Genomic DNA, 25,438 nt, shown 5'->3' on the forward strand with positions numbered 1-25,438 from the left:
TTGTTAAGGACCGCTGATTCATCCTGCGTTGAGGAGTCTGACAAGTAACCGAACATCCGGTTACATCCGACAAACAAATATGAGCATTCTCATTTAATTTATCACATTAGTTCTGTACAGTCACCATTTTTTTATCTGGGTTTTTTGCCCTCGCGAGGGTGGATTCGTAATATTTTTTTAGGTAGTGGTACACCACTAGTTCATGTACGCGCTGTTTGGAAACGAAAAGCCGGTTCAGGAACATGTGTATCAAACTCGCGGCGAGGCTGTTCCTGCTTATTTCCAGATCGGGCAGCAAGGCATCCATCACCGGTTTGATCCGAGCGGAGCGTTCGTTCAGAATAATAACGGCTTCCTCTATATCATTGGCTGCGTCGTCGGCCGCATTCAAAAAGCTCGCGATGTCTTTTGTATGGACCCGGTACTTGTTGTTGAGTTGTACCGTAAGCTGAGTATTACCGTTGAACTCATTGAAAAACCGGTCCTGCAGAGCGTCCATCAACGCTTTTCTCTCCGGAAGCGTGAAATACATGTCATCCAGGAGCGTATGCACGCAGCGCAGACCGATCAACCAACGGTACCGTTCCCCCTCATCACCTCCAAGTAAGTCGAGCAGGTCGACAGTAGCGACGCTATCTGCAAAAAAGACCGATTCGATGCCAGGAAATGAGTGCTGTCCATAGCGTTCCAGCTCTCTTTTGTAGGTATCTATCTGCAATTTCAGCACGATACCATCCTCCAGGAGTGGGTGCAGCAATTGATTGAGCTCATGAAGGACTTCGTTCCAGAACCCCGGCCTGCTGCCATGGTAAAACCGGATCCTCAAATGTTCATCTGGATCGGCATAGCGGAGATAGAACCATTTTTCAATAATGCCCTTTTCTAAAAGCCGCTCGGTAAACGGCTTAATCGTTGAGGTCAGCAAGCGGTCGGCGGTTTTTGTCCCGGCGTAGATTTTGATATATAACCATTCACTCCCAACCATAAACAGCCTGCGGACCCGATCGGGCTGTTGCGCAGCAGGAACGATGGATTCCTTCTTGTCTTTTTTCTGCAAAAGCGGGATAAGTAATTCGTTGACATACCCGCGACCAGCTACATTCAGCATCGTCTGTCCGGAACTGTCCAGTCCTGGGCTATCCACAAACTCGGAAATGGTGATCTTGCCGTATTTGCGCATCGCATCGCAAAGGATCTGTACCGAAATTTCCGACTCACCGTCGATGAGCAACTCATTGTCGCCCTGTCGGAGGCATACCCATTGCGGAATACCCAGCGCATTCCGGAGCTGCTGCCATTCCTGAACGTAAGCGGGCTCCTTGATGAGCAAGGCGGCAAAATCACCTTTTTCCAGGTTCCAAGTGGCTTTACTCAGTATCCAGTGCTTGTACTGCACACGTGGTAAAAATGGATTATTCCCCAGGAAACTCCAGTTCCAGTTGAAGTACTGGTTTCCGTGCTGATAGGCCAGATCGCATAAAAACCGGTAAACAGGAAGTCCGGCGGCAAAGTTATGGGCATTAGTCAGTCGTGGGTAAACGCGCTTGTTGAGTCTTTTAGAGCGTAGTACAATCTCTTTCCCACCTGGCACCGACACCATCAGGTCTTCGGGCAAAATCTGGTTTTCGGCAGGTAGCGAGGAACCGGCCAGGTAAGGGATCTCATATTCCCGGAAATGCGGACGCATCAGCACATTACCGACACGAGCCTCGGGCAAATGCGCGATTTCCGCAAAAATGGCGTCCGGATCGAGCATTTCCTCCTCCCGTGAGGCCGCTCTGGTCAATTCGGTCAATGCAGGATTTCCGTGGCAAAATCGGCCGATCAATTTTAGGCCGGAAGGTCCACCCATCGCGTGGAATGCGAACTGGAAATCGCCTGCATCCATCGCCTGTTGTGAGGGAGCGATCAGGCTTCCGAACAAGTAAAAGCTATCGGGCAGTGGATTTAAGACCGGCATCTCTTTTCGTAATGCATTTAGCATCTGGTCGGTCAGATGTACGCAGCTGCTCTTTTCGGCCATAGCATTCTGATAGATCTTTTCCTTGAACTTCACCACTGGTGTCCATTCGGTCTGCCCAGGTTTTGACACCGACGGCAGGTACATTTCATCTAGCAGCGGCAGGTTGTCGGCCTTCCCGGCCGTAATGTGTCCGTAACCCAGTCCGGCTTCATTATCGAGAGCCACGAGCAGCGGCACCTCCCGCTCTTCAAAGCGATCATAGAATGCCCTCCGGAACTGATCCGTCTCCGGAAACTGGTTTCGGTAGCCCAGGCAGGAAATATTGGTGAATTCTTTGGTCAGCGTGTCTACCACCTGCTCGCTGAGCACGCAGGATTCGGTTTGGTAGAAAAGGTCGGTCTGCACGAGGTCCTTACTGCCCGTAGTAACAAAATGCTCTGATATAATAGACTCGATCTGCTTGTATTTTGCAACACCGCCCTCCTGACATTGCAGCAGGTCATCAATTTCACGAAGATGACGTGTATCCTCCTCCGTTCCATTCAGACCTTCCAGCTTTTTGACGATCACTTTGAAAAACTCATCCCCGGTAACGGTCGCATCCATTTCGCTCACCAAGATCTGAGCTTCAACAATGGTATCAATATATTGGGCCGCTTCATCCGGTGTAATGTCCGGTGCTATGAGGCTATCAGCCAATTGTGCTACCGTCGCCCCGTCCCTGGCGAGTTCCAGCACTGTATCAAGGTATTCATTGGACTCGACGGCAGCCAGCACATATTGCCTTTTTTTATTTTTGACGGTCCCTTCCACATACCGGTAGGTGGTCCCGACTTTATATAAGCTGTTGTTTGGATAAAACTGTAATTGACTGTAGATGTAGCTCTTGCGTAGCAGACCTGAGACCATTTCCGCAACATAGTTCATATCCAGACGTGAGTGTGTATAGTACGGATCGTCCTTACTGAAGGTGATTCCTGTTGTCGGCCCCAGTTCACCCAAAGCGCATCCGGCAAAGAGACCATAAGGCGTGCTTCTGGACGTCATCCTCACCAGGTATTTGTACAACGACTTCATAAGCTTGTCCACGCCCGTCTTGACCCTGCCTTCCAGGAGCCCTGTAAATGAATCGTAAAGTTCCGGAGATGCAATATAAATGGCTTCCAGGATGGCAGGTTGTGAAATGAAACTGATCATTTCCTGCTCGAAAAGTTCCGGGTGCCCATTGATCTTTTTGTGAAACGCCTGAAAGACATCAAGGGATAGTTGTGGGCGCCTTAATAAAAAAAAGCCCTGAGAGGATATACGCATCATGCTTTGGATTGGACAGGTGAAACTCGTAACATCTTCAATTAAGAAACCGGAGTACAAATTGCCACTCCGGTTTCTTTTGCAAAATTGCCTTTAATTGGCACACGACGTGTAGGTGCTGGTACGTCCCTCGCCGCAGCAGCTGGGCCCGTTGTCTCCACCGTTCGTAGCGCCGCCCTCAATTTCTTGGGTCTGATCTAATGACAGCTGTTCTATGTCCAGTCGCGCAATTGTTTCTTTGTCAAATGATAGTTTCGATGTTAAGTCTCTTTTTTTCATGATTGGATCAGTGTTAAGGTAATCTGGATGAAAATTTATTTGGCACAGGAGGTGTAGGTAGAGGTGTTGCCTATCCCGCAGCAGCTTGCGCCATTATCGCCGGCGCCCGTCGCACCGCCTTCTACTTCCTGTGTTTGTTCAGATGACAATTGTTCTTCGTTCAATCGGGCAATTGTCTCTTTATCAAGAGACAGCTTCGAGTTGGTTGTTTTTTTCTTCATGATCCTGATGGAATTGAAAGTGATTAATAAACAAAGGGATTAGCGCGTAAACCGAGCTAATCCCGACCCATTGATTAGCCTGCGCATGAAGTGTAGGTAGATGTTTTCCCGATACCACAGCAGCTTGGTCCGTTGTCTCCGCCCGCTGTGGCACCGCCTTCCAGTTCCTGAGTTTGCTCGTTCGAGAGTTGTTCCTCATTAAGACGTGCGATTGTTTCTTTGTCCAATGAAAGCTTTGATACTTCTGATTTCCTTTTCATAAAAAATAAATAGTTAATGTGAATAAATGAAACATGACGTTCTAATTGGGCCCGAACGAAATCCCTACAAACATGGGGGAAGGAATGGCCGTACCTCATATTATTTATACGAATCGTTATATATTATCGACGTATGTCCATTGTCCGGAAACGTGACGCTTTTTATCTACCAAATGGCTCGTCTTTGATTTTTCAAAACTCGTCTATCATTTTCGAAGGATACGGCCGTGCGGGGTACCAAGGACAAAAAAAGCACCGGCCTTTGATAAAGCCGGTGCTCTCCCATGCGTACCTGCTGGCTCAGGCGCAGGAAGTATACTTATATGGCCCACAGCAGGTAGGACCTTCAACAGTAGTGGTAGCCGCACCACCAAATACTTCCCGGCTGTTATCGGCAGAAAGCACATCGATGCTCAGGCGGGCGATGGTGTCCTTGTCCAGTACCAGTTTGACAGACTCTCTTTTCTTTTTCATTATTGTATGTATTTAAAGGTTAAACCATGCGACAAACGCTGCTTGCCGCGATTGACCTGCGATATTTTCCAGGAAATGCCGGTGCGCTAAACTATCTATACCAAAATCTGATTTCCATCGACCATGCCCCTCCCCTAACCATGCTGCGGCGCATTCCGGATTCGTCGAGATAATGCCGGGGTTAGTCTATAATTGTCTTCCCGTGCCTGTGTGCATGGACACCTTTGTGCATTCACTAAAATAGAATGGCAATGACGTTATCAGGCACATCAGGACTTTCAGTTGAACTAGCCACTGGCAAGATCAGTGAGATCTGCGACACCGTCAGCACACACCAGGAACAACTCACCAGCTTCGGATTTTCAAGAGGCTATCTCGGCGTTTCTGTTTTCAATTACCTGTACGCCCTCCATTCCGGCGATCAAAATTACGTGGTTAAAGCCAGGCGTTCCTTCGACCAGGCCTGCGACATGATCGACGGTGATCCGGATAAAAGCTATCCCCAGGATTTTGCCGAACTCGGGGCCGTGGTGCATTACCTGTACGAGGCGAAGGTGATTGACCTGGAACCCAATGTTTTTCTCGGCGATGTAGACACCATTTTACTCCACAAGATGCGCTTTGAGCTCAGTCAGAGGAACATAGGCGGCTTCGTCAATGGCGCATTGGGTTATGGCCTCTATTTCCTCCAGCGATGCCGTTACGACTACGAACAGTTCCAACCCATTGTGGCCGAACTCATTCAGGGCATTCTTCAATGCGCAGTACATGTCCAGAACGGCTGTTACTGGATATCAAGACTGATGCCGAAAAAGGAAACCACCTATCTCAGCATGCCTCACGGGTCGGCAGCTATTTTACTGTTTTTTGCTAAAGCGGTTGAAATGAACCTGTTTTCTGCCGACGCGCTCCGCGATATTACCCGTAAAGCCATTGTCTATCTCAAAGCACACGAAACACACGATAAGCATTACCACTTCATCGACATCGTCCAGGAGCCGAATAAAAGCCGCTTGGCGCTGTGCTATGGGGATATGGGAATCGGGTATATGCTCCTCCGGGCAGGTATGGCATTCCGCAACGAAACATGGCGCCAGGAAGGACTCACGTTGCTCAGGAATTGCGCGACGCGGAGAAGCCAGCCGGAAACCGGCGTACTGGACGCCAGTATCCTTTTTGGCGCTACTGGTCTCGCACTGATGTTTGATCGCATCGCGCAAATCACCGGCGAAAGCGTAATGACCGAAGCGGCTGAGTTCTGGTATAATGAAATCCTGAAATGCGGAAATGCAGAGGACGGTTATGCAGGCTTCAAAGCTGCTTACAACCAATGGCATACCCATACCAACCTGGCTTTCAGTGAGGGCGTCATTGGCGTCGGGTGCGGGCTGATCAAAGGCGTAAATCCGGGAAAGGTAAACTTTGACGACCTGATCTGGCTTTTCTAACCTCACATACATTCCAACCATGCAAACCATCCAGGAAGATAAGCTCACGAGCCGCATCAAGGACCAAATTCCGGCACTTACCGCACTGATCACCGAAAACCCCACGCCCAATGCCAACGTGTCCAGGGGCGAGCTCGGTACGATCCTCTATTTTTTCTACCTCTCCCGTGCAACAGGCGAAGAACATTGGAGAACGGAGGGCTTTATCCGGCTGCAAGAAATGCTGAAACGGATCACGGACAATTCAGTTGCGGAGATGATGAACCCCACCCTCGCCAGCGGGCTCTCGGGCCTGGGTATGGCACTGGAAGTGCTGATCAATGAGGGATTTATTGCCGATCAGTATGTTGATTTCCTTGATCGTTTGGATCAGTATGTTTTTGAGCATTCCCATAAAAAGATCTTGAAGGGCAATACGGATTTCCTGCATGGAGGTACGGGAGGATTTCACTACCTCTACTACCGCCTTGAACGTAATCCCCATGTTCACGCCTACCTTGTCCAATACGTTCGCAGCCTGCCCGATATCACGCAACCGTTCGGCGAGGGTGCTTTCTTCCGCAACGCTTACATCGCCAACATATCCCGACCCGGAGAGGTTAACCTGGGACTTTCGCATGGAATGGCCGCGACGATCCTGGTCCTGCTAAATCTTTACGAAGCTGGAATCGAAAAGGAGCTTACAGAGTCGCTCATCCGCAAATACATCGGATTTATTATCCACCACAAAAATACAGGGGAATACGAGCCGGGAAAACACGCCATGTTCCCCAATACCGTCATTGTGAACGATCAGGGGCAAAGCGAACCTGACGGCGGAAGTTATCAGGGTGGCTTGCGCTGGTGCTATGGCGACATGAACGTAAGCCATTTACTATACAAAGCCTCCGCATTACTTGATGAACCGCATTGGTATGACCTCGCCACCGAAACGGGGCTGGCAAGCCTCGCCATCACTGATTTTACCCATGCCCGGTGCCACGGTTCGCTGTTCTGTCACGGCGCCACGGGTATTGCCCATTATTACGATTACCTGGGGCGTATCTCGGGATTGGACGACTACCGGTCGGGGTATCGATATTGGATGAAAGCCGCCTTTGCAGAATTTGAGAGAGAAAGGGCCGCAGGCTTGTATACCGACATTTCGAGCTTTTTCCTGGAAGGATCGGTCGGCTCGGGGCTGGTACTCATGAATGCGTTGCTGGATGAACCCGGCTATTGGGAAAAAATATGGTTACTATCTTAAGTTATCGTCATATGAAAAAGCCAACCTGTGGAATTTTAGATTTCGGCTTCCGTGAGAACGGACTGAACAGCCTGCTCAAACTGGACGACGTCGTCAACTCGGCGGCCACGGCCGAAGCGCTTGGATTTTCCAGATACTGGATCAGTGAGCACCACTTTTCCCAGAAGTCACTGGCGTGGTCAAATCCGCAGGCCGTGTTGCCGGTACTCGCCTCTTCCACCAAAAAGATTCGGGTCGGCGTGGCTGGGGTACTGCTGAACCTGTATTCGCCGTATCATGTCGCTACTTTTTTCAAGATGCTCAACAACATCTATGGGAACCGCATTGACCTGGGTGTGGCCAATGGGAAACCGAGCACCCACGCCATCAAGTATGCGACGGGCGACGAACACCTGGGAAAAAGTGAGGTTTTCGAAGAAAAATTCGCAGCCCTCATGCATTACCTGCGCGATGACGACGATCTCTATCAGGACGGGAAAGGTGTGGTAGTGCCCCCTTACAAAGGCAATGTGCCGGATGTATGGGCACTTTCGAGCTCTGCGTACCGTAGTAATGAGCGCATTATCAAACTCAGGATCAACGTTTCCAGATCTATTTGCCACGAATACGCCGAGCAAGGTTTTGCCAAGGACCGCCTTATCCGGCTTAGAGAGGATTATTTCGAGGCAAATGGACAGTACCCCAAAACCAATCTGGTGGTAGGTTTCATTTGCGACAAAACCATGCAAAAAGCCAGGCGTACCGCCGAAAAGTTTAAGTCAGCCGGCCCCTGCCTGAACCTGGTGGGTTGTCCCACATATTTCCAGGAGAAAATAGCAGAGTACCAGGAAGAATATGGCGTGGATGAATTCATACTTTACAATTACAGTGTGGATTCGCGCGAAAGAAACCTCGCCATGAAACTGATCAGTAAGGCCCTTCAAATGGCTGCCTAACCCCATCAAACAACAAGTTCTATGAAAGCAATAAGAATAGGGCTGATCGATTTCGGGCAGCGTTCATCTCACCTGAACAGCATGCTGAAGTTACAGGATATGATCGACTACGCCGTAACCGGCGAGGAAATGGGATTCGATAAGTTCTGGCTGGGCGAGCACCATATGCCCAAACCGGCATTGACCTACAATAATCCCACGAACCTGGTACCAATCCTGGCAACCTATACGAAAAAAATGAGCATAGGAACTGCTGGAACGCTGATTTGCATTCACAATCCCTACCATGTTGCCTCCTCTTATAAATTGTACAACAGCATTTTTCCAAACCGCATCGAGCTGGGCTTCGCCAATGGCATGCCCTACCAGGCTGTGGCGATGCATTCGACCGGTAAGCCCAATGAAGAGGCATATAAAGAGTTTGAGCAGAAGGTGAACGAAACTGTTACCCTCCTGAGAAAAGAGGAAGAACTCTTTCATAACGAAGGCGTAGTGCTTCCTCCCTACAAAGGTTTCTTGCCGGAACTCTGGACGCTGGGCAGCTCGGCCAACAGTTTCAAGCGCGCGCTGGCATTGGGTACCAACCTTTGCATCTGGGCCAGCCGGGAATTTAAATCCGAACAAAAAGATCAGCTCGATGCATTTCAGCAGCAGTTTTTTGAGCTCCATGGCCGTAGTCCGCAGATACGGTCGGTTGTAATCGGGATATGCCATCCTTCGGCCAGAACAGCTGCCAAAATTGCCCGGGAACAACAGGATGAAGATAAAATGCCGCATGGCGACGTACACTCCTTCCACGACTTCATTCAGGAATATCGCCGCTTTTTCAACCTTCACGACTTTATGTTTTTCAATGGCATCCTGGATCCGAAATATCGGATGCAGGGCGCAGAAAAGTTGAAACAAATGCTAGCGAATAATTAACTTCTTCAATATAAAGCAATATGACAGCTCGGTGTGTGGTCTTTGCCTGTTTTCTGTTCGCGTGCACTCAGGCATTCGCCCAGCAAAGGATGGTAGCCGGCCGGGTTACCTCCATTGAAAACGGTGCACCCATACCGGGGGTGAGTGTATGGGTAAAAGGCTTGACACTCGGTACAGTAACTGATTCTTTGGGAAGATACAGCATTCTGCTGCCCGGTGCAGCGCCTGCCACCCTGGTATTCAGGGGCATCGGCCTAGCTACGAAGGAGCAGGAAGCAACAGGGACTCAGGAAGATGTTCAGCTGATCCATGGTGGAGTAGCATTGGATGAAGTGGTGGTAAATGGTTACCATACTGCTTCCCGCGACAAGACCAACGGTTCCTACGCCGTTGTCCAAGGTAAGACCATCGAAAATACCCCGTTCATCTCTCTGGACAAAGCCTTGCAGGGCCTGGTTCCGGGTTTACAGTCCGTTGGCAGCTCCGGGCAGCCGGGTTCTCTGCAAAGCGTCCGCATTCGGGGAAACGGGTCCCTGCAAGCCTCTGCGGATCCTTTGTATGTGGTCAATGGGATCGCCGTTAATGCAGGATCGCTAAAACGCAACGCACCCGGTGCCAATGCTCTCTCCGGCATTGCTGCCAACGATATCGAAAGTATTACGATCCTGAAAGACGCAGGAGCCGCTTCCGTATACGGTTCCCGCGCTGCCAACGGGGTGGTTGTGGTTGTTTTGAAAAGTGGCCGACCAGGCCGTACTTCTTTCCGGTTTGAAAGCGAGTTCGGTTGGGTAGGGCGCGCCTACGAAAACCCCGCCAATCGTCCGCTCAACACAGGCGAATGGCGTGAACTCACCGCCGAGGGCGTTCGCAACCGTTTCCCCGAGCGCTACCCGGATATGCCGTCGGCCTTACGGTATGTGGAAGAATCCATGGGTATCAACCCGCAGGTAAACACCTCATGGCTCAAAGAAGTTACCCGGACTGGAAACAGCCGCCAGCATCATTTTTCAGTGAGCGGTGGGGACGAGAAGACGCGTTTTTATATCAGCGCTAGCCATCTCTCCCAAACTGGAAATGTCATCACGAGCAGTTTTAACAGGACTACCGGCCTGGTCACTCTGGATCATCGGGCGGGCAAAAAGCTGTCGTTGAAGACCTCGCTCCTTGTGGGGCATACCAGCCAACACGGCCCCGACAATGGCGGCGCATTTTCCAATCCTGTGCTGGCCGCCTATTTTTTGCGTCCTTCCCTTTCACCTAGCGCCCCCGACGGTTCGCCCAATATCTCCGCACCAGACTTCCCCGATGGCGGTTTGTATAATCCGGTAGCAATTGCAGCAATGGATAGCCGGAAGACCGGTCAGCTTAAAGGCATTGGCTCGCTTGCCGCTGATTACACCATTTTACGTCATTTTAAAGTCACCTCCCGTATTGGTATCGACTACCACACCCTCGAAGAAGACAGTTATAATAACCCGCTGTATGGCGACGCCATTCTCGAAAAAGGACTTTCAGCAAGGGGATATGGACGGTATTTTAATTGGGTATGGACGAATTTGGCAGAATATAACCGGAATTTTGCAGATCGTACCTTCTCACTGCGGTTGACCGGCGGTTACGAAGCGCAGAAATCCACTTACTATTTCAATCACGCCTCGACATATGGCCTTCCTACCAACCAGCAAATTCAGGTCCCCTCGGCCGGAACGGTCCCGGCCACGGTAGAAGGTGGTAACAGCGATTACGCATTCCTGTCCGCGTTGGGGCTGATGGACTTATTGTACCGGAACAAATGGCAACTATCAGCTAGCTTCCGACGCGACGGCTCGTCCCGGTTCGGGGATGGTCACCGGTATGGTAACTTCTGGTCGGTGGGGCTCTCCTGGCATGTAGACAGGGAGGATTTTTTCAAAAATGTTTCCTGCATTGATGCTCTTAAAATCAGAGGTTCCTACGGTTTCAACGGGAATGCGGGCATTGGCAACTATGACTGGGAGCCCACCTATGCTTACGGTAAAACCTATAATTATGAGGGCGGGACGGGCATGGGCCCTGTCACACCCGGCAACAACCGTCTGAGCTGGGAATTCAACAAGCCGCTCGATTTCGGCCTGGATATGACCTTATTGGGTGGGAGGATTACGCTGGTAGCGGACTGGTATCGACGCATTACTTCAAATTTGCTCATGGACCAGCCGCTCTCCGGCACGTCGGGGTTTGCCAGTTACAAAAACAATGCGGGATCGATGTCCAACCAGGGAATTGAAGTTGCCGTTTCAGGCCAAATTTCCCGGACAAAGGGGTTTACATGGGACCTCTCCGTAAGTATGAGCCGCAACAGGAACCGGATTGTTTCCCTTCCGGGTAATCGTGATGTCGTCACAGGAAGATTCATCCGTCGGACCGATAACGATTCACAATCCTTTTATATGCGGCAATGGGCCGGAGTAGATTCTCAGAGCGGCGTTCCTCTCTGGTGGGTAAACGGTAGCCGGGAGGAAGTTACCGGGTCTTACAATGCAGCCGCTCAGGCGCTCTCAGGCTCGGCTGCTCCACGCATCTTCGGGAGTATAGGCTCGGTTTTGACGTATCGGTCACTTAGCCTTGACCTGCAACTGTACTACTGTGCGGGCCACCGGATCTACGATGCGTGGGCCGGATACACGCAGAGCGACGGTGCCAATGCCAATTTCAATGTGGTATCGGCCCAGCTCGGACGCTGGCGGAAGCCCGGCGACCAAACCAACGTACCGCAATATGTGTACGGAGGGGCGAATGCGTCCAACGCTCCGTCAACGCGCTTTCTGTACCGGGGCGACTACGTCCGACTTCGCAACGTGTTACTGGCATACACCGTACCCGCCAGGATCTTACCGTTGGGCGAATCCTATGCCCTTAAACTCTACCTGCGCGGCGCTAACTTACTTACCTGGGTAAAAGACAAAAATCTCCCATACGACCCGGAAGCAGGTATCAGCAGCACTGTCAACTTCGACATTTTCATTCCACGGATGCTTTCTGCGGGGCTACAACTAACATTTTAAATTTTGCGGCGTATGAAACCACTAGTAGCAATCCTGTTCCTGGCAGCCCTGTTCATTTCCTGCGATAAATTCTTCCTGGACCTGCATCCCTATACCGAAATCCCAATGGCTGAGGCAATCCGGAGCGAGGACGACCTGCTCGCTGCGCTACACGGCTGCTACGCTCAGTTACGAAGCCAGAACCTATACGGACGATCACTGCCCGTGATCGGTGATCTCGCCTCGGATAATGTGTATATCTCTATCAGAAACTCGGGAAAATACCTCGCTTTTGACCAAAACCTGATCACTACCAACAATGAAGAATACAAAGGCATCTGGTACGATGCGTACACCGCCATTATGCGGGCCAATCAGGTGATCGGCGCAAATTTACCGGAAACTGACCAGGTGAATCAATACAAAGGAGAAGCGCATGCTATTCGCGCCTTGATGTATTTTATGCTTGTCAGGACTTTTGCCAGGCCCTTCACTTCAAATGCAGATTTCCCGGGCGTGCCGGTGGTCCTCACCCTGGACACGTCTTTGCGACCACCTCGGAAGACCGTTCGCGAAGTATATGCGCAAATCAACCGCGATTTCGATACCGCTTTCCGGCTCATTACTATCGAAAACGGTTCCACTCGTTTCTCGAAGTATGCCGTTTTGGCTTTGGCGGCGAAGGTATCTCTTTATCAGGCACAGTACGACCAAGCCCTGACTCTGGCCAAAAAGGTCATTGAGGCAGGAGGTTATCATATGCTTTTACCAACCAATCTGGTCGCATACTGGGCATCGGCAGGGACGCAGCCTAGCGCGGAGAAATTGGAGACCCTACTGGAAATATCGGCAGATGAAACGTTAAATGCAGGCCCCGACGAAATGGCGTACCTATACAGCCAGTCGGCATATGGCGATTTGCTTGCAAGCGCATCTCTCGTGGACCTCTACTCACGTAGTGATATACGCAGGCTACTGGTTATAAGTGGAAAAAGGGAATCGGCAGAGAATCCGGCGTGGATCGTTCAGAAATACACCCATGTTGAAGGCGACCGTGACAACAAAAAAGTAATACGACTCTCAGAAATGTACCTCATTGCCGCAGAAGCTGCCTATCGGACGGAGCGCGAGGACGTAGCGCGCTACTACCTCAACGAACTCGTTCGGCAACGCGACCCCGTTTTTAGATACACTAGTACAGGTCCCACGCTCCTCTCCGACATTATAATTGAACGTCGTAAAGAACTTGCATTCGAAGGTGACCGTCTCCATGATCTGAACCGCCTGCAACAGGAAATACACAAAACTGATGGTCAGTTCAAAACAGTCATTCCGTTTCACCACCCTTACCGGATCGGCCCCATTCCGGAAGCCGAAATCAACGACAATCCGCACATGAGGCAAAATGAGGGATATTGAATATTTGCTCGAAGTGCGGAAGGAAGTTCATACAGGCATTGCCTAGGTATATGTTAATGATCTTACGAACATTTTCATATGCTTCACAACCGCATTGTTGCCCATCTTGCGGACAGAGCGGAGATAGTACCCGTAAACTGGCTATGAAAAGCGCAGTCAAATGAGTGGTGGGATCAAAGCTTACACGTTAGATCTTGGAAAGCCCACTACTTCGAATAGTCTGGTGAATATTTTTGAACCTGCTGATGAAAAGGAAATTGTGACCGTTGCTGAACAAAAACAATTTTACGCCATTTGGTTGAAGAGTCTTTGATTCAAAGTTCCCAGTATCAACCTTGGTCGATCACTAATCATCGATGTGTTGAACAACTTCCAAATTTATTTTTTTGCACTTTTGCATGAGATGCAAAAAGTTGAATCGTCTATCTCTTGCTAAAATCTATTACTGTCGCCTGATATAATTATAGTTCATTACCTATGGAATTTAAAAAGTCGCAGTTAGAACTAAAGGTCATATGGAAGGACGACGATATGATCGAGTTGAGCGTCAAGGCAAGCAACGGAAGATACTTTGGGACAACACAGCTTTATGTTACAGCCGAATCATTAATGGAGTTGGCAACATCACTCGATAATTTCTCGGCAGGCTACCAGCCATTGTTATACGAGGCAGGAACAAATGGCGGCTGCGCTTTTTGGGGCATGTATCTATATCTTCTTAAGCCATCTGGTCTCATTGGCGTGGAAGTCAATCTAGAAGAGAACAGTAACGATCGTGACAGCAACCAGGAGAAGAAAAATAAAGTAAAATTAGAAATCCAAGTCTACACGGCAGCGATCGACCGGTTCCGAGATGAGTTAATTGAATTGGCCAGGAATGAAGAAGGTGTTGCTTCTCTGTATGGTGAAAACACTTGATAACATAAAGACTAGCGATCCGGGAAGTTCGTGAAATAATCTTCAGTTTCTTTCCGCATTGTTTTCACCTTCGATTTAATATTTCCTATAGCCCGGCAAACAAAAAAGCCTGCAATCGTTTGATTTGCAGGCTTTCGATGCTTTTTATTATTTCTTCAAGTGATCCCACTGGGATCATTTTTATCGCCTAACTGTTTCAGGAAAAGCAATAATTTAGATTTCAATTTCCAGGTTACCAAATAGGTTACCAGATGAAATGACCAATTTTGGAGAAATTTGACCGGTTTCACATATCGAATTTGCAATTTTGAAGCTAGTTTCCAAGAATCGGAGGAATTCTATTGGGACCTCTTAAGCGACGGCTGCCTTCGTTTCTAACCATGGAGTTTTCTAAATTGACTCTTCTGCGAACTATTTTCACAAGGAAGGCAAGGTATAATGAATATCTGCCCTCTGATGATTTATCCCACCCGGAGCGAAACAAATGTCGAACCGGTTACTGAGTGATTTAAAATTAATTTCGCAGTTAATCTAACCAAATGTGATCAAGACGAGGTTTGTAAGTGGTGCTATTTTCAAACGTTTTTTAAACATGGTGAATTAGTCCACTACCTTTATCTATAGCCAGCATTTAAAGCATTCAGCACAGACTGCTCACACTCCAGACCGTCTCGAAGTAAGTAAGTGCCAAAGCCCAGCAGCGGCATTTTCACACCGTTATTCAATGTAATCTTCATCGCTTAGAACATTTTGTATTCTGCTTATCAATAAGTGTTTAAAAGCTTGAAATGGGTTACCTGCCTTGCAGGCCTGCCAGGCTTGCGGGATAGCGTTCTCCCTGAAGGCTGATGTTGTTCAAAACCCTGTTGATATTGGCTAATTCGTCACCGCTTAAGGCAATTTTTGTACCGCCAATATTTTCTTCCAGGCGCGTGATTTTTGTAGTTCCCGGAATCGGTACAATCCATGGCTCTTGCGCCAGCAGCCATGCCAATGCAATCTGTGCGGGTGTGGCCAGTGCTCCGGCTACGTTATGTTCCCCGGCAAGCTTTGTTACAAGGTCAACAACGGCTTGATTTGCTTCGCGGTTTTCTTTGCTAAAACGAGGAAGGATATTTCTGGCATCGGTCTTGTCGAATTTAGTGTCCGCATTTATCTTACCCGTTAAAAATCCTTTGCCCAGCGGACTAAACGGAACCAGGCCAACACCCAGTTCTTCCAGCAATGGGATGATTTCATTTTCCGGCTCCCGCCAGAACAGGGAGTATTCGCTTTGCAGGGCTGCCACAGGTTGTACGGCATGTGCGTTGCGTATACTTTGCACACCGGCTTCACTCATACCGAAGTGTTTTACTTTGCCTTCGGCGATCAGATCTTTTACGGTTCCTGCAACTTCTTCTACTGGAACATTCGGATCCACGCGGTGCTGATAAAACAAGTCGATATAACCGGTTTGCAGATACCGCAGCGAGTTTTCCGCCACCTGCCTGATGCGCTCGGGACGACTATCCAGACCATCTGTATTTTTGCCGTTTTTAAAGCCGAACTTAGTAGCGATAATTACTTTATCACGTACATGGTGCAATGCTTTTCCTACCAACTGTTCATTGGCGCCTTGCCCATACGCTTCGGCAGTATCAAAGAAAGTGATGCCAGATTCATAAGCTTTTTGAATGATTGCAATGGCATCTTTTTCGTTTGTTGCCGGACCATAACCGTGGCTTAATCCCATGCAGCCAAAACCTAGTTCGGACACTTCTAATCCAGAGGTCCCTAATTGTCGTGTTTTCATTTTTTATTTTTGTATGTTTTCTGCTACAAAATTGTGCAGGAAGAGAGAGACCTCTTGTAGACAGATTACGGAATCCCTACCAGTTTTACTGATTAGGAAGACGGGTATCAAAAAGGGCTTGCCGGAACCTTTAATATTGTAGCGATTAAAAAATAAGATATGGAAGAGATTATAAGAATTGGCAGTATCGCGCAATACAATACCATTCGGGGTGTAACCACCAAACATCCTCTGGTTACCGTAATTGACCACTCAAAAGCGCAACCGATGCCCGCCAGGTCATTCAACGTTGGTTTGTATGCGGTGAGTCTGAAAGAACTGAACCATGCCCAGTTGCGCAATGGAAGAAAGCACTATGACTACCAGCAGGGAAGTCTGATATTTGTAGCCCCCGGACAGGTGATCGGTGTGGAGCCCGGCGATGAACAATTCGCCCCGAAAGGCTGGTCATTGCTCTTTCATCCCGACTTAATAAATGGCACTCCTTTGGGCAAACGCATGCAGGATTATTCTTTCTTTTCGTACGATGTAAATGAAGCGCTTCATTTATCTGATAAAGAGCAGCGTATTGTGACTGATTGCTTCTCGAAAATCGCGTATGAACTGGATCAAAATATAGATAAGCACAGCAAATTACTGATTGCCTCCAACATCGAGCTGCTGCTCAATTACTGCATCCGTTTTTACGACCGCCAGTTTATTACCCGCGGCATTGCAAACAAAGGAATACTGGAACGGTTTGAATACTTATTGAAAGAATATTTTTCATCCGGGAAACCGCTCAGGGAAGGCTTGCCTTCCGTAGCTTACTTCGCCAAAGCCCTGCATTTATCGCCTAACTATTTTGGTGACCTGGTTAAGAAAGAAACCGGCAGATCTGCTCTGGATTATATCCAATCAAAAGTGATCGACGTGGCCAAAGAGAGAATGTTTGACATAAATAAATCTGTGAGTGAAATTGCGTACGAACTTGGCTTTAAATACCCGCAGCATTTTACCCGTTTATTCAAACAAAAAGCAGGCGTTACACCGAATGATTACCGAATGATGAATTAAGTTGCTGTTAATTTTGGCGTTGTTGCGAAAGGTACATTTACCTATCAAGTAGTCATACAGTCATCAGTTGGCGAGCGTAAGAGCTTAAAAGGAACCTTGCTCTTACTGTGAATCTTCACATTTCAGATTAGCTAACTAACAGGCACAACGAAATTTGGCTAAATTCCTGGTTTAAGCCTAAAGAACTATATATGCCTTCAAAGGTTATTCATACCTATGAACATCTGGCGCTCAGCTGATCAGCCGACCTGATGGCAACTACTGTCGAATGCGACTAGTACGATTATAGACACGCTGAACAAAGCAAATATCGCGTTTGCACCCGCTACCAGCCGAATCGCCGATGCAAAAAGATTCTTAACTTAGAGCATCCATGAAAACAGCCGGTCAAAGCACACTCGCCGCGACAACGGCAGCTTCGGCCATGACTCTGTAATGTATTTGAATTCGGATCATATACTTAGCTCAAAAAAGCAGTTACTGGATTTGTTTGCTTATTCGGGAATCTTGAACAAATTCGAAGCGTTGCCGGAAGATGAACAGGAACAAATCATCAGCACTGTTCTCTCACAACCCAATGAAAGCAGGCAGGAACAAAAGATCATGGCCGTTGTCAAAAAGTTAATCTAATATGAGCGATCCACTGGTAAGAGAATTTACATACAATGTCCCGATTGAAAAAGCCTGGAAAGCTTTAACGAATAAGGAAGAAATGAAGATATGGTACTTCCCTCAACTTCGGCATTTTGAACCCGTGGTTGGGTTTAAATTCGAGTTTGACGATGACAATGCCGGTTATCAAAAGGAATGGATTGTCACCAAAGTGATGGAAGGCAAAACATTGGCTCATAGCTGGGCTTATAAAGGTTATCCGGGAACATCCGACGTTGTTTTCGATCTGTTTTCAGAAAACGAGAAAACCAGGTTACGGGTCACCCAGACACAGCTGGAAAGTTTTCCCGACCATCCACATTTCCGAAGAGAACGGTTTGAAATAGGATGGGACAATCTTCTTGGACAGAACCTAAGGAAACTTCTTGAGACGGAATGAGCGTGTGGGCTAAATGGGTTATAGTAAATGCATTATAACTTTCAAATACTGATTCTATTAGTCATGCCCTAAAATACCATTCATTAATCTTTGACACTCGAAAACCAAACTTTGTCAGATAAAGATACTTCCAGACTTTCCCGGCTTGTTGCCATTTTGACGCAACTGCAATCGAGGCGAATGATCACATCGACTTACCTGGCTGAGCAATTCAATGTCAGCGTACGGACGATTTACCGTGATATCCGTACTTTGGAAAGTGCAGGAGTGCCTATCGTTACTGAGGAGGGAAAAGGATATTCGCTTGTCGATGGCTACCGGCTTCCTCCTGTCATGTTTTCCGAAGAAGAGGCGAATGCATTGATTACAGCCGAAAAGCTGGTGCTGCTTAATAGAGATTCTTCGTTGTCACAAAACTATGTAAATGCTGTAACAAAAATCAAATCGGTGCTCCGCAGTAATACGAAAGACAAAGCTGCGCTGCTTTCTGAGCGTGTTGCTTTTGAGGAAACATCGCAATTGAAGTCAGGTAGCAATTTATTATCGTCGTTACAAATTGCACTTACCCATTTTAATGTCGTCCGACTTGCCTATCATTCGTCAGCAAAAGACGAAATGACAATCCGGTTTGTCGAACCATTTGCGGTCATCAACCGCTTGGGGGAAAATTGGTATCTCATTGCCTGGTGCCGCACGCGTCAGGATTTCAGGCTATTTCGATTTGACCGGATTACCAGGCTGGAAGTCACAAATGAAATTTTCAAGCCTCATAAAATAACCCTGGAAGAATTTCTTGAAAATTATAAGAATAAGTTCTCACAACCCCTGACATAAGGCTGTCACCTGCCGCGACTTATTTCGTGTGAACTTAAAAACAAGACACATGGAAACCAGCAAAGCAGTAAACATCACACCCGAAGGCTACACCGCCATTACACCCTGGATCATTTCACCATCTTCGGAAAAATTAATAGTGTTTTTAAAAGATGCATTCGACGCCCAGGAAATCCCAAACAGCAGAATCACGAATGATGTGGGACAAATCATCCACGTGGTTGTAAAGATCGGAGATGCTCACGTCATGCTTTTCGACGCACGTGAAGGTTGGGCCGCTACACCAACATTTCTGAATTTGTATGTAACAGATATTGAGAAAACATACCGCCGAAGTCTTGAACTTGGCGCACAATCGGTTACAGATATTACATTGCTATGGTTTGGCGCGAAAGTTTGCCGGATACTCGATCCGTTTGGCAATTTGTGGTGGATCAATCAGCGGGTTGAAGAAGTGGATTTCACAAATCCAGAGATTGCCAAACGCGCCGCGACGCCTGAGGCGAAGGAAGGCATCGCTTACATTCAACGATCTCTTGATAAAGCATTAAAAGCGCAAAAGGCTTTTTTTGAAATTCCAGAACAATAGCGCCTGGCTGATTATCTCAGCCACTTACTCAGTGCCGCCAAGAACAGTTCCTGCTGATCAATAAATAAAGTATGTGAGCACTGATCAAAATATTTGACTCGATCACTCCCAATGATGCGTCCAATTTCACTAATCTGCTCATTGGAGTAAAGACCATCCTGTTTGCCATACAGTGCATAGACAGGAATTCGTAACTTCTGCAGATATTTGAGCTGTGGCGTAACATCAATATTATGTTTGGGTTCATGCTTCCAGAATGTGGCAACTGCATGTTCGTTTTTTACGTAGCTTGTTATCAGTGAGTCTGTTTGATAAGTATCGTAAATCGCCTTTGCATGGTCATTTGGCATTGGTAATGAGAAAAATCCGTTTGCAGACGCATGCTTGAAAACCATTGTGCGGTAGGCAAGTGAATTCGTGTCCATCTTGGCAATTGCCGACACTTCTTTCAGATTCACAGAATCCTTTTTGTTCTCGTAAATACGCCTTGCAGACCGGAGAATTGTTTCGTAAGATTTTTGCTGCGACACCAGCGCACTGCACAAAGTCAGGGAAGCAACCTTTTCAGGATGTTTCTCTGCAAACTGTGCAGCAATCAAACCGCCAAAGCTGAATGCGAGCAACGATGCCTTTTTCAGCTCATGCAGCGCATAAATGTTATTCAGGTCTTCAAAAGCTTCGGAATAGTCCATACGAGCTTGCTTATCCGCCGACCGACCTTCTCCCCTCCTATCATAGATGATCACATAAAATCCCCGGTCCGCCAGCAGTTGAGCTGTGGTTGCCTCGAAGAACACGCTGCTACTACCCGGGCATCCGTGTAAGAAAATGATCGGGTGATTACTTCGGCTTCCAAATGATTTGCTGTATAACTGCTGTGATCGGCAAATGAAAGATGATAAAACAATGAGGAGCGACAGACATAATCGTCTGGCTAGCATCTGATAAAATGATCGGTTAATCAAATTCATTTGGGCAACCTTAAACCAAAATCATATCGCTTGTCAACAACCCGGCTAATCATTCCGATCTGTCCGCAGTGATACATGGTGTGTTTAATGTTCCAGTCAATGGCTTCGAATTTCGTGGTGGCAATGGGGTGCGGCGTAGGTGTGGGTTCCAAAGGATCGTTGAGCTCGGCAGCTGATAGCGAGGATAAAACAGCAATGGATTTTTGCTGCATTACTTTCAAAGCATTGTACAATGTGTCCGGGTTTACCTTTCCAACGGAAATATGCGGACCGGCTACTGTAAACATCTCGCTGTATTCTTTGATGGGAAGTTTTTGAAGAATATTCATTTGATAGCCACGGATTACCATGATCGAATGGAAGTAATGACTGACAATCAAATGCCCAACCTGCCAGTTGATGTTCGATTCCACTACACTCGGCGTGAGCTCCCACTTTTCAAAGGGAACCGCTTCGAGCAACTTGTTTGTCCATTCGTATGCATTGATTGTCTGGTTTATTAATACTTCGAGCTCGCTCATTAAATAGGAGTTTAATGCAGTTATAATAGGACTGAACAGGTACAAATATGGCAAAACAATCCAGAGAACGCAGCTTTTGTACAACAACTGTCCCGATCGGCACTTACGCTTGTCTTGTATCCCCTACACTTGCCAATTGAGCAAAGACTAGTTTTGTAAATCACAAACGTTAAAATCCATGAACAAAAAAGGCGTCGACAAATCATCTCGAAACTTCAATTTTCCAGTTTTATGGCAATGAATGCAGAAGTAACCAGGTTCCTGGATAGTTTGGGTCATCCGCTCAGGAACGAAATTGATGTGCTGCGCTCGATCATATTATCGGCCGACACGCGGCTAAACGAAAACATCAAATGGAATGGGCCCAACTATTCGATTGGCGGTGAGGATCGAGTAACGATGAAAATTCTGCCTGCAACAAAAATCCAACTGATCTTTCACCGCGGAGCAAAGGTCAAAGAACAACCAGAGGGCCGATTAATCGAAGATGAAAATCATCTTTTGCTTTGGAAGGAAAATGATAGAGCTATCGCAACCTTTAACACGCTCGAATCTATTGAAATGAGTGAGAACGCCTTAATTGAAATTATTCAGGACTGGATTTTAAAAAGCGTTTCTTGAACCGTTCTGATGCTGTTGATTGGTCCGCCTGGCTTTGCGAAACACTGATTTTGCAAACTTATATACCGTTTAATCAATTTCCGAGCGTCTTGCTGCGCTGAATGTGCTTTGGTTCGCATTCGAGATCAGTGATTGCTGACTGAAAAAAAATCAATAAATTGACGCGGACTTATTAATTTTCAATCTGTTAAGCCGCTCCTAATTTTACCATCGATTCACTTTTATGATTCTTCGTCTTTTTCTCCTATTTGGCCTTTTCTTTAATATATACGCAGCTTACGGGCAAAAATCAATTACCAACGTTTCCACACCAGAACATCTGCCTATCGCCGGAACAAAAGTAAGTCTCATACCGCCGAGCGGCTTTGAAAAGGCAACAAACTTCGCTGGCTTCCAGCAAACACAAAGTGGTTCCAGTATCATGGTAATGAGCATTCCCGGGCAGTTTGAAAAACTTCGCGCAGGATTGACAAAAGAAGCATTTTTATCTCAGGGTGTTGAGATTAGCGAAATTGAAACACTGACATTGAATGGTATGCCGGGCGTATTTTTGACCGGAACGCAGAACGCGCATAGCAATGTGTACAGCAAATTCATTCTCTGTTTTGGAAAAGATGATGAGTCTGTCATGATCAATGGCGCTTTTCCGCAAAAATTACAAGAAGTTGGGAAGGGAATAAAGCAAGCGATTCTCGGAGCATATTTCGATGCAAATAGAAAGGTCAACCCTTTTGAAGCAATTGATTTTGAAGTCAGCACCACTGGAAGCAAATTGGTCTTCGCGAAGAATGTCGCCAACTCATTAATATACAACATGGATGGTAAGATCCCGACTGAGTCCTCAGATCGGACATCTTACATTCTGGCTAAGTCGTTTTCAAAAGTGGAGATTGAAGACAAGAAACTATTTTGTTTAAACCGTGCAAAACAGCTTTATCCTGAGATCAACATAGATTCAGTTAATGAATTAAGCATTGATGGAACAACAGGCTACGAACTTATCGGCACTGCTAAAAACAAAAAGTTTGAACAGGATGAGAAAATTTATCTGGCAGTTCTTTTCAGCGACAATCTGTATTATCTGATGATTGGCTCTTCGAACAATGATCTGGCAAGCAACTTGCAGACTTTCAAATCGATAGCAAGGTCATTTAGACGTAAATGAACCAGAGGGCCGCGTCGCATTCGGACGGACGGCTAGTCAGAACAAATCCTGAACCTGGCGCTCCAAAACGCTATGAAGCTTATCTGCTGACCTGGAAAGTAGTGCACAACACCTACGCCAGGTAACATACATTACGACGCCCGTAAGATATCCGGGCACTTCCCGGCAGATTTATATAAATTGCTTTTTTTAACCAAACACCCCTTCCACATGGCACATACTACCTCCAATCCAAAGATCCACGAAGGCCGTAATTTGAAGAGATTCAGAGAACTTTTTAACTATAAGCAGGACGCCCTGGCATTTGAGCTCGGCGAAGACTGGAACCAGCAGAAAATCTCCTTGCTTGAACAGAAAGAAAAGATCGATTCCGACATTTTGGAGCAGGTGGCGGCGATTTTGAAGATTCCGGCGGAGGCGATTCGGAATTTTGATGAGGATCAGGCCATTACTGTTATTTCAAGCACATTCAACAACAATGCCGCGGTAGTTAATAACAATCCCGTCTTCCACCCGATCGAGAAACTAATTCAGCTTCACGAGGAGAAGATTGCTTTGTATGAGCGGATGTTGAAGGAGAAGGATGAGATGATGGGGCGGTTGGAGCGGTTGATTGGGAATAGATAGCTAAGCAAAATCCATTCTAAACTAACTTCACATCTATGAAAGAATCCCATTCGCTGTCAACGTCCTTATTAAAGGACGTCATGCATATCTTACAGTTTGCCAGGCAAAAAGCTTACAGTGCTGTAAATAGCGAAATGGTAGTTGCCTATTGGCAAATGGGAAGGAGGATCGTGCAGGAAGAGCAACATGGAGAACAAAAAGCTGCTTACGGCGAAGCGATTCTTAAAACGTTGTCCATCTCGCTAACAGCTGAATTTGGCAAGGGTTTTTCCTATGCCAACATTCGCAATTTCAGACAATTTTATCTTACATACCGTGACGAAGCAATGTGCTACGCAGTGTGTAGCAAATTGTCTTGGAGCCATAATCGGCTGATTATGCGGATAGAAAGCCCCGATGCAAGAGCTTATTATCTTAAAGAATGCACCGATCAAATGTGGAGCACGCGGACATTGGAGCGCAACATTAATTCCCACTATTACCAACGTTTGCTTTCCTCTAAAACCAAATCGGGATTGTTAGTTCAAGATCAAGGTTCAGACAAAACGCTTGCAAAGGATTTTTTAAAAGATCCGTATGTTTTTGAATTTCTAAACATTCCTGAACCAGCAGGTGCATTGGAACAAGATATTGAGAAAGCTTTAATTAGAAATTTGCAGCAATTTCTACTGGAATTAGGGAAAGGGTTTTCATTTGTAGGAAGACAATTCAGGATCAGTACGGAAACAAGTCACTTTTACATTGATTTGGTTTTCTATAATTACCTTCTCAAATGCTTTGTGCTTTTTGATTTGAAAACCGGAAAGTTAACACATCAGGATACCGGACAAATGGATATGTATATCAGAATGTTCGACGACCTAAAAAAGCAAGATGATGATAATCCTACAATCGGAATTATTCTTTGTACTGAGAAAGACGAAACTGTCGTGAAGTATAGCATTTTGAATGATAGCAAGCATCTATTTGCAACCAAGTATATGCTTTACCTTCCGACTGAGGAGGAGTTGATTGCAGAGATTGAGCGTGAGAAGCGGGTAATTGAAATACAAATGAAAGGAGATAAGCAATTAAAATAAATGGAGGAGGACTCGTTGCTAACCTTTAAGGAAGCGAGCTTCATATTATATGAAGCTACCAACCCCCAATATCAAGTACCGAATCTACATCATCCAGGTATCAAAAAAACAGACATACTGCAGATTTCCCAAAGCAAGCAGTTAATTCTATTTAATGGGAATGAGCATACTGGTTATAAGCATATCTACAAGCGTCATAATCCAATAACGAAAGGGGTTACTTGGTCTATAAGTGGCAGCATGACAGAAAGTACCAAATTTAGCTTCTACCATACACCAATATCTTACTACTTGATAATTGCGGAGGCAATCTATTGTCCAGAAAATCTAAATAAAGACAAGAATATTTGTCCTGACTATGAAATACTCCCGTTTCACTGGACAGCCAGCGGTTACAATTAAGTTTAATTAGGATGCTCTGGCGTTGGTTTCAAAAAATAGATCATTTGGAATATACCCGGTTCCGGTGTGTTTACGTCGACGGTTGTAAAATTCTACATATGCCTTTATTCCCCGATACAGATCCATCCCACCATTCGGAGGGTTTAAATACACATATTCCTGTTTGAGTGATCTCCAAAATCGTTCGATAAAGACATTGTCTAGTGCCCTTCCTTTTCCGTCCATGGAAATCTGTATCCCCTTCTCCAACAAAGGGTGAATAAAGCCCGGGCTTGTAAATTGACTACCTTGATCGGTATTAAATATTTC

Annotated in this window: 25 protein-coding genes; 16 read left to right on the forward strand and 9 right to left on the reverse strand. The window is 46.7% G+C overall.

The window, feature by feature from the left end; translation table 11 throughout:
- Positions 1-106 precede the first annotated feature (106 nt).
- The 5 genes from Q369_RS0119800 to Q369_RS29080 form a co-directional block, all read right to left on the reverse strand.
- Positions 107-3,277, reverse strand: a complete 3,171-nt coding sequence (locus Q369_RS0119800; RefSeq protein ID WP_035333711.1) for a lantibiotic dehydratase — start codon at positions 3,275-3,277, stop codon at positions 107-109.
- Between the two features lie 90 nt (positions 3,278-3,367).
- Complete coding sequence (locus Q369_RS0119805; RefSeq protein ID WP_031529516.1) at positions 3,368-3,553, reverse strand: class I lanthipeptide; 186 nt, start codon at positions 3,551-3,553, stop codon at positions 3,368-3,370.
- A 35-nt stretch (positions 3,554-3,588) separates the two neighbouring features.
- A complete protein-coding gene (locus Q369_RS0119810; protein ID WP_031529517.1) occupies positions 3,589-3,774 on the reverse strand; it encodes a class I lanthipeptide in 186 nt (61 codons plus the stop codon).
- A 74-nt stretch (positions 3,775-3,848) separates the two neighbouring features.
- On the reverse strand, positions 3,849-4,034 hold the full coding sequence (locus tag Q369_RS0119815) for a class I lanthipeptide (protein ID WP_031529518.1): 186 nt from the start codon (positions 4,032-4,034) through the stop codon (positions 3,849-3,851).
- Positions 4,035-4,334: 300 nt separating this feature from the next.
- On the reverse strand, positions 4,335-4,508 hold the full coding sequence (locus Q369_RS29080) for a class I lanthipeptide (RefSeq protein WP_157488255.1): 174 nt from the start codon (positions 4,506-4,508) through the stop codon (positions 4,335-4,337).
- A gap of 251 nt (positions 4,509-4,759) precedes the next feature.
- Here Q369_RS29080 and Q369_RS0119825 point away from each other — a divergent pair, with 251 nt between their 5' ends.
- From Q369_RS0119825 to Q369_RS0119860, 7 genes are all read left to right on the forward strand, one after another.
- Positions 4,760-5,956: a lanthionine synthetase LanC family protein gene (locus Q369_RS0119825; protein ID WP_169739267.1), complete on the forward strand. Its 1,197-nt coding sequence runs from the start codon at positions 4,760-4,762 to the stop codon at positions 5,954-5,956.
- Between the two features lie 19 nt (positions 5,957-5,975).
- Positions 5,976-7,202: a lanthionine synthetase LanC family protein gene (locus Q369_RS0119830; RefSeq protein WP_031529521.1), complete on the forward strand. Its 1,227-nt coding sequence runs from the start codon at positions 5,976-5,978 to the stop codon at positions 7,200-7,202.
- 11 nt (positions 7,203-7,213) lie between these two features.
- Positions 7,214-8,137, forward strand: a complete 924-nt coding sequence (locus tag Q369_RS0119835; RefSeq protein WP_031529522.1) for an LLM class flavin-dependent oxidoreductase — start codon at positions 7,214-7,216, stop codon at positions 8,135-8,137.
- 21 nt (positions 8,138-8,158) lie between these two features.
- Positions 8,159-9,061: an LLM class flavin-dependent oxidoreductase gene (locus Q369_RS0119840; RefSeq protein ID WP_031529523.1), complete on the forward strand. Its 903-nt coding sequence runs from the start codon at positions 8,159-8,161 to the stop codon at positions 9,059-9,061.
- Positions 9,062-9,081: 20 nt separating this feature from the next.
- Positions 9,082-12,105, forward strand: coding sequence for a SusC/RagA family TonB-linked outer membrane protein (locus Q369_RS27860; RefSeq protein ID WP_084165791.1), 3,024 nt, complete (start codon positions 9,082-9,084; stop codon positions 12,103-12,105).
- Between the two features lie 12 nt (positions 12,106-12,117).
- A complete protein-coding gene (locus Q369_RS0119850; protein ID WP_031529524.1) occupies positions 12,118-13,503 on the forward strand; it encodes a RagB/SusD family nutrient uptake outer membrane protein in 1,386 nt (461 codons plus the stop codon).
- Positions 13,504-13,980: 477 nt separating this feature from the next.
- Positions 13,981-14,421, forward strand: a complete 441-nt coding sequence (locus Q369_RS0119860) for a hypothetical protein (RefSeq protein ID WP_031529525.1) — start codon at positions 13,981-13,983, stop codon at positions 14,419-14,421.
- Between the two features lie 793 nt (positions 14,422-15,214).
- Here the strand turns inward: Q369_RS0119860 and Q369_RS0119875 are convergent.
- Complete coding sequence (locus tag Q369_RS0119875; RefSeq protein WP_031529526.1) at positions 15,215-16,213, reverse strand: aldo/keto reductase; 999 nt, start codon at positions 16,211-16,213, stop codon at positions 15,215-15,217.
- A gap of 159 nt (positions 16,214-16,372) precedes the next feature.
- Between Q369_RS0119875 and Q369_RS0119880 the strand changes: the two genes are divergently transcribed.
- The 4 genes from Q369_RS0119880 to Q369_RS0119900 all read left to right on the forward strand — a co-directional run bounded on the left by Q369_RS0119880 (position 16,373) and on the right by Q369_RS0119900 (position 19,743).
- Positions 16,373-17,269, forward strand: coding sequence for a helix-turn-helix domain-containing protein (locus tag Q369_RS0119880; protein ID WP_031529527.1), 897 nt, complete (start codon positions 16,373-16,375; stop codon positions 17,267-17,269).
- A gap of 631 nt (positions 17,270-17,900) precedes the next feature.
- Positions 17,901-18,320 (forward strand): SRPBCC family protein, encoded by a 420-nt coding sequence (locus Q369_RS0119890; protein ID WP_031529529.1) that lies wholly within the window; start codon positions 17,901-17,903, stop codon positions 18,318-18,320.
- A 90-nt stretch (positions 18,321-18,410) separates the two neighbouring features.
- Positions 18,411-19,154, forward strand: coding sequence for a helix-turn-helix transcriptional regulator (locus Q369_RS0119895; protein ID WP_031529530.1), 744 nt, complete (start codon positions 18,411-18,413; stop codon positions 19,152-19,154).
- A 49-nt stretch (positions 19,155-19,203) separates the two neighbouring features.
- Positions 19,204-19,743: a VOC family protein gene (locus Q369_RS0119900; protein ID WP_031529531.1), complete on the forward strand. Its 540-nt coding sequence runs from the start codon at positions 19,204-19,206 to the stop codon at positions 19,741-19,743.
- A gap of 11 nt (positions 19,744-19,754) precedes the next feature.
- Here the strand turns inward: Q369_RS0119900 and Q369_RS0119905 are convergent, their stop codons facing one another.
- On the reverse strand, positions 19,755-20,714 hold the full coding sequence (locus tag Q369_RS0119905; RefSeq protein ID WP_310589018.1) for an alpha/beta hydrolase: 960 nt from the start codon (positions 20,712-20,714) through the stop codon (positions 19,755-19,757).
- Entirely contained in the window at positions 20,711-21,235 is a 525-nt protein-coding gene (locus Q369_RS0119910; RefSeq protein WP_031529533.1) for a DinB family protein, read from the reverse strand. The genes Q369_RS0119905 and Q369_RS0119910 overlap by 4 nt, the downstream gene beginning before the upstream one ends.
- Positions 21,236-21,466: 231 nt before the next feature.
- Here Q369_RS0119910 and Q369_RS0119915 point away from each other — a divergent pair, with 231 nt between their 5' ends.
- The 5 genes from Q369_RS0119915 to Q369_RS0119935 all read left to right on the forward strand — a co-directional run bounded on the left by Q369_RS0119915 (position 21,467) and on the right by Q369_RS0119935 (position 24,727).
- On the forward strand, positions 21,467-21,856 hold the full coding sequence (locus Q369_RS0119915) for a DUF1801 domain-containing protein (protein WP_031529534.1): 390 nt from the start codon (positions 21,467-21,469) through the stop codon (positions 21,854-21,856).
- A gap of 223 nt (positions 21,857-22,079) precedes the next feature.
- A complete protein-coding gene (locus tag Q369_RS0119920) occupies positions 22,080-23,021 on the forward strand; it encodes a hypothetical protein (protein ID WP_031529535.1) in 942 nt (313 codons plus the stop codon).
- On the forward strand, positions 23,018-23,146 hold the full coding sequence (locus Q369_RS29695; protein ID WP_262485493.1) for a hypothetical protein: 129 nt from the start codon (positions 23,018-23,020) through the stop codon (positions 23,144-23,146). The genes Q369_RS0119920 and Q369_RS29695 overlap by 4 nt, the downstream gene beginning before the upstream one ends.
- An 85-nt stretch (positions 23,147-23,231) precedes the next feature.
- Complete coding sequence (locus Q369_RS0119930; RefSeq protein ID WP_031529536.1) at positions 23,232-23,648, forward strand: helix-turn-helix domain-containing protein; 417 nt, start codon at positions 23,232-23,234, stop codon at positions 23,646-23,648.
- A 35-nt stretch (positions 23,649-23,683) separates the two neighbouring features.
- Positions 23,684-24,727 carry a PDDEXK nuclease domain-containing protein gene (locus Q369_RS0119935; protein ID WP_031529537.1) on the forward strand — a complete coding sequence of 348 codons (1,044 nt, stop codon included), beginning with the start codon at positions 23,684-23,686 and terminating at the stop codon, positions 24,725-24,727.
- A gap of 408 nt (positions 24,728-25,135) precedes the next feature.
- Here the strand turns inward: Q369_RS0119935 and Q369_RS0119945 are convergent.
- Positions 25,136-25,438: integrase core domain-containing protein (locus tag Q369_RS0119945; RefSeq protein WP_031529539.1), on the reverse strand; the 303-nt coding region annotated here is incomplete at its 5' end.

It is taken from the genome of Dyadobacter crusticola DSM 16708 (assembly GCF_000701505.1).
In the GTDB taxonomy this organism is placed as follows: domain Bacteria; phylum Bacteroidota; class Bacteroidia; order Cytophagales; family Spirosomataceae; genus Dyadobacter; species Dyadobacter crusticola.

Bases quoted from the DNA above. Each gene is read 5' to 3' on its own strand.
- Q369_RS0119915 (WP_031529534.1), top strand. From the start codon at position 21,467: ATGGCAATGAATGCAGAAGTAACCAGGTTCCTGGATAGTTTGGGTCAT.
- Q369_RS0119810 (WP_031529517.1), bottom strand. From the start codon at position 3,774: ATGAAGAAAAAAACAACCAACTCGAAGCTGTCTCTTGATAAAGAGACA.
- Q369_RS0119920 (WP_031529535.1), top strand. From the start codon at position 22,080: ATGATTCTTCGTCTTTTTCTCCTATTTGGCCTTTTCTTTAATATATAC.
- Q369_RS0119850 (WP_031529524.1), top strand. From the start codon at position 12,118: ATGAAACCACTAGTAGCAATCCTGTTCCTGGCAGCCCTGTTCATTTCC.
- Q369_RS0119800 (WP_035333711.1), bottom strand. From the start codon at position 3,277: ATGATGCGTATATCCTCTCAGGGCTTTTTTTTATTAAGGCGCCCACAA.
- Q369_RS0119890 (WP_031529529.1), top strand. From the start codon at position 17,901: ATGAGCGATCCACTGGTAAGAGAATTTACATACAATGTCCCGATTGAA.
- Q369_RS0119905 (WP_310589018.1), bottom strand. From the start codon at position 20,714: ATGAATTTGATTAACCGATCATTTTATCAGATGCTAGCCAGACGATTA.
- Q369_RS0119815 (WP_031529518.1), bottom strand. From the start codon at position 4,034: ATGAAAAGGAAATCAGAAGTATCAAAGCTTTCATTGGACAAAGAAACA.
- Q369_RS29695 (WP_262485493.1), top strand. From the start codon at position 23,018: ATGAACCAGAGGGCCGCGTCGCATTCGGACGGACGGCTAGTCAGAACA.
- Q369_RS0119875 (WP_031529526.1), bottom strand. From the start codon at position 16,213: ATGAAAACACGACAATTAGGGACCTCTGGATTAGAAGTGTCCGAACTA.
- Q369_RS0119900 (WP_031529531.1), top strand. From the start codon at position 19,204: ATGGAAACCAGCAAAGCAGTAAACATCACACCCGAAGGCTACACCGCC.
- Q369_RS29080 (WP_157488255.1), bottom strand. From the start codon at position 4,508: ATGAAAAAGAAAAGAGAGTCTGTCAAACTGGTACTGGACAAGGACACC.
- Q369_RS0119835 (WP_031529522.1), top strand. From the start codon at position 7,214: ATGAAAAAGCCAACCTGTGGAATTTTAGATTTCGGCTTCCGTGAGAAC.
- Q369_RS0119860 (WP_031529525.1), top strand. From the start codon at position 13,981: ATGGAATTTAAAAAGTCGCAGTTAGAACTAAAGGTCATATGGAAGGAC.
- Q369_RS27860 (WP_084165791.1), top strand. From the start codon at position 9,082: ATGACAGCTCGGTGTGTGGTCTTTGCCTGTTTTCTGTTCGCGTGCACT.
- Q369_RS0119830 (WP_031529521.1), top strand. From the start codon at position 5,976: ATGCAAACCATCCAGGAAGATAAGCTCACGAGCCGCATCAAGGACCAA.
- Q369_RS0119910 (WP_031529533.1), bottom strand. From the start codon at position 21,235: ATGAGCGAGCTCGAAGTATTAATAAACCAGACAATCAATGCATACGAA.
- Q369_RS0119805 (WP_031529516.1), bottom strand. From the start codon at position 3,553: ATGAAAAAAAGAGACTTAACATCGAAACTATCATTTGACAAAGAAACA.
- Q369_RS0119935 (WP_031529537.1), top strand. From the start codon at position 23,684: ATGAAAGAATCCCATTCGCTGTCAACGTCCTTATTAAAGGACGTCATG.
- Q369_RS0119880 (WP_031529527.1), top strand. From the start codon at position 16,373: ATGGAAGAGATTATAAGAATTGGCAGTATCGCGCAATACAATACCATT.
- Q369_RS0119840 (WP_031529523.1), top strand. From the start codon at position 8,159: ATGAAAGCAATAAGAATAGGGCTGATCGATTTCGGGCAGCGTTCATCT.
- Q369_RS0119930 (WP_031529536.1), top strand. From the start codon at position 23,232: ATGGCACATACTACCTCCAATCCAAAGATCCACGAAGGCCGTAATTTG.
- Q369_RS0119825 (WP_169739267.1), top strand. From the start codon at position 4,760: ATGACGTTATCAGGCACATCAGGACTTTCAGTTGAACTAGCCACTGGC.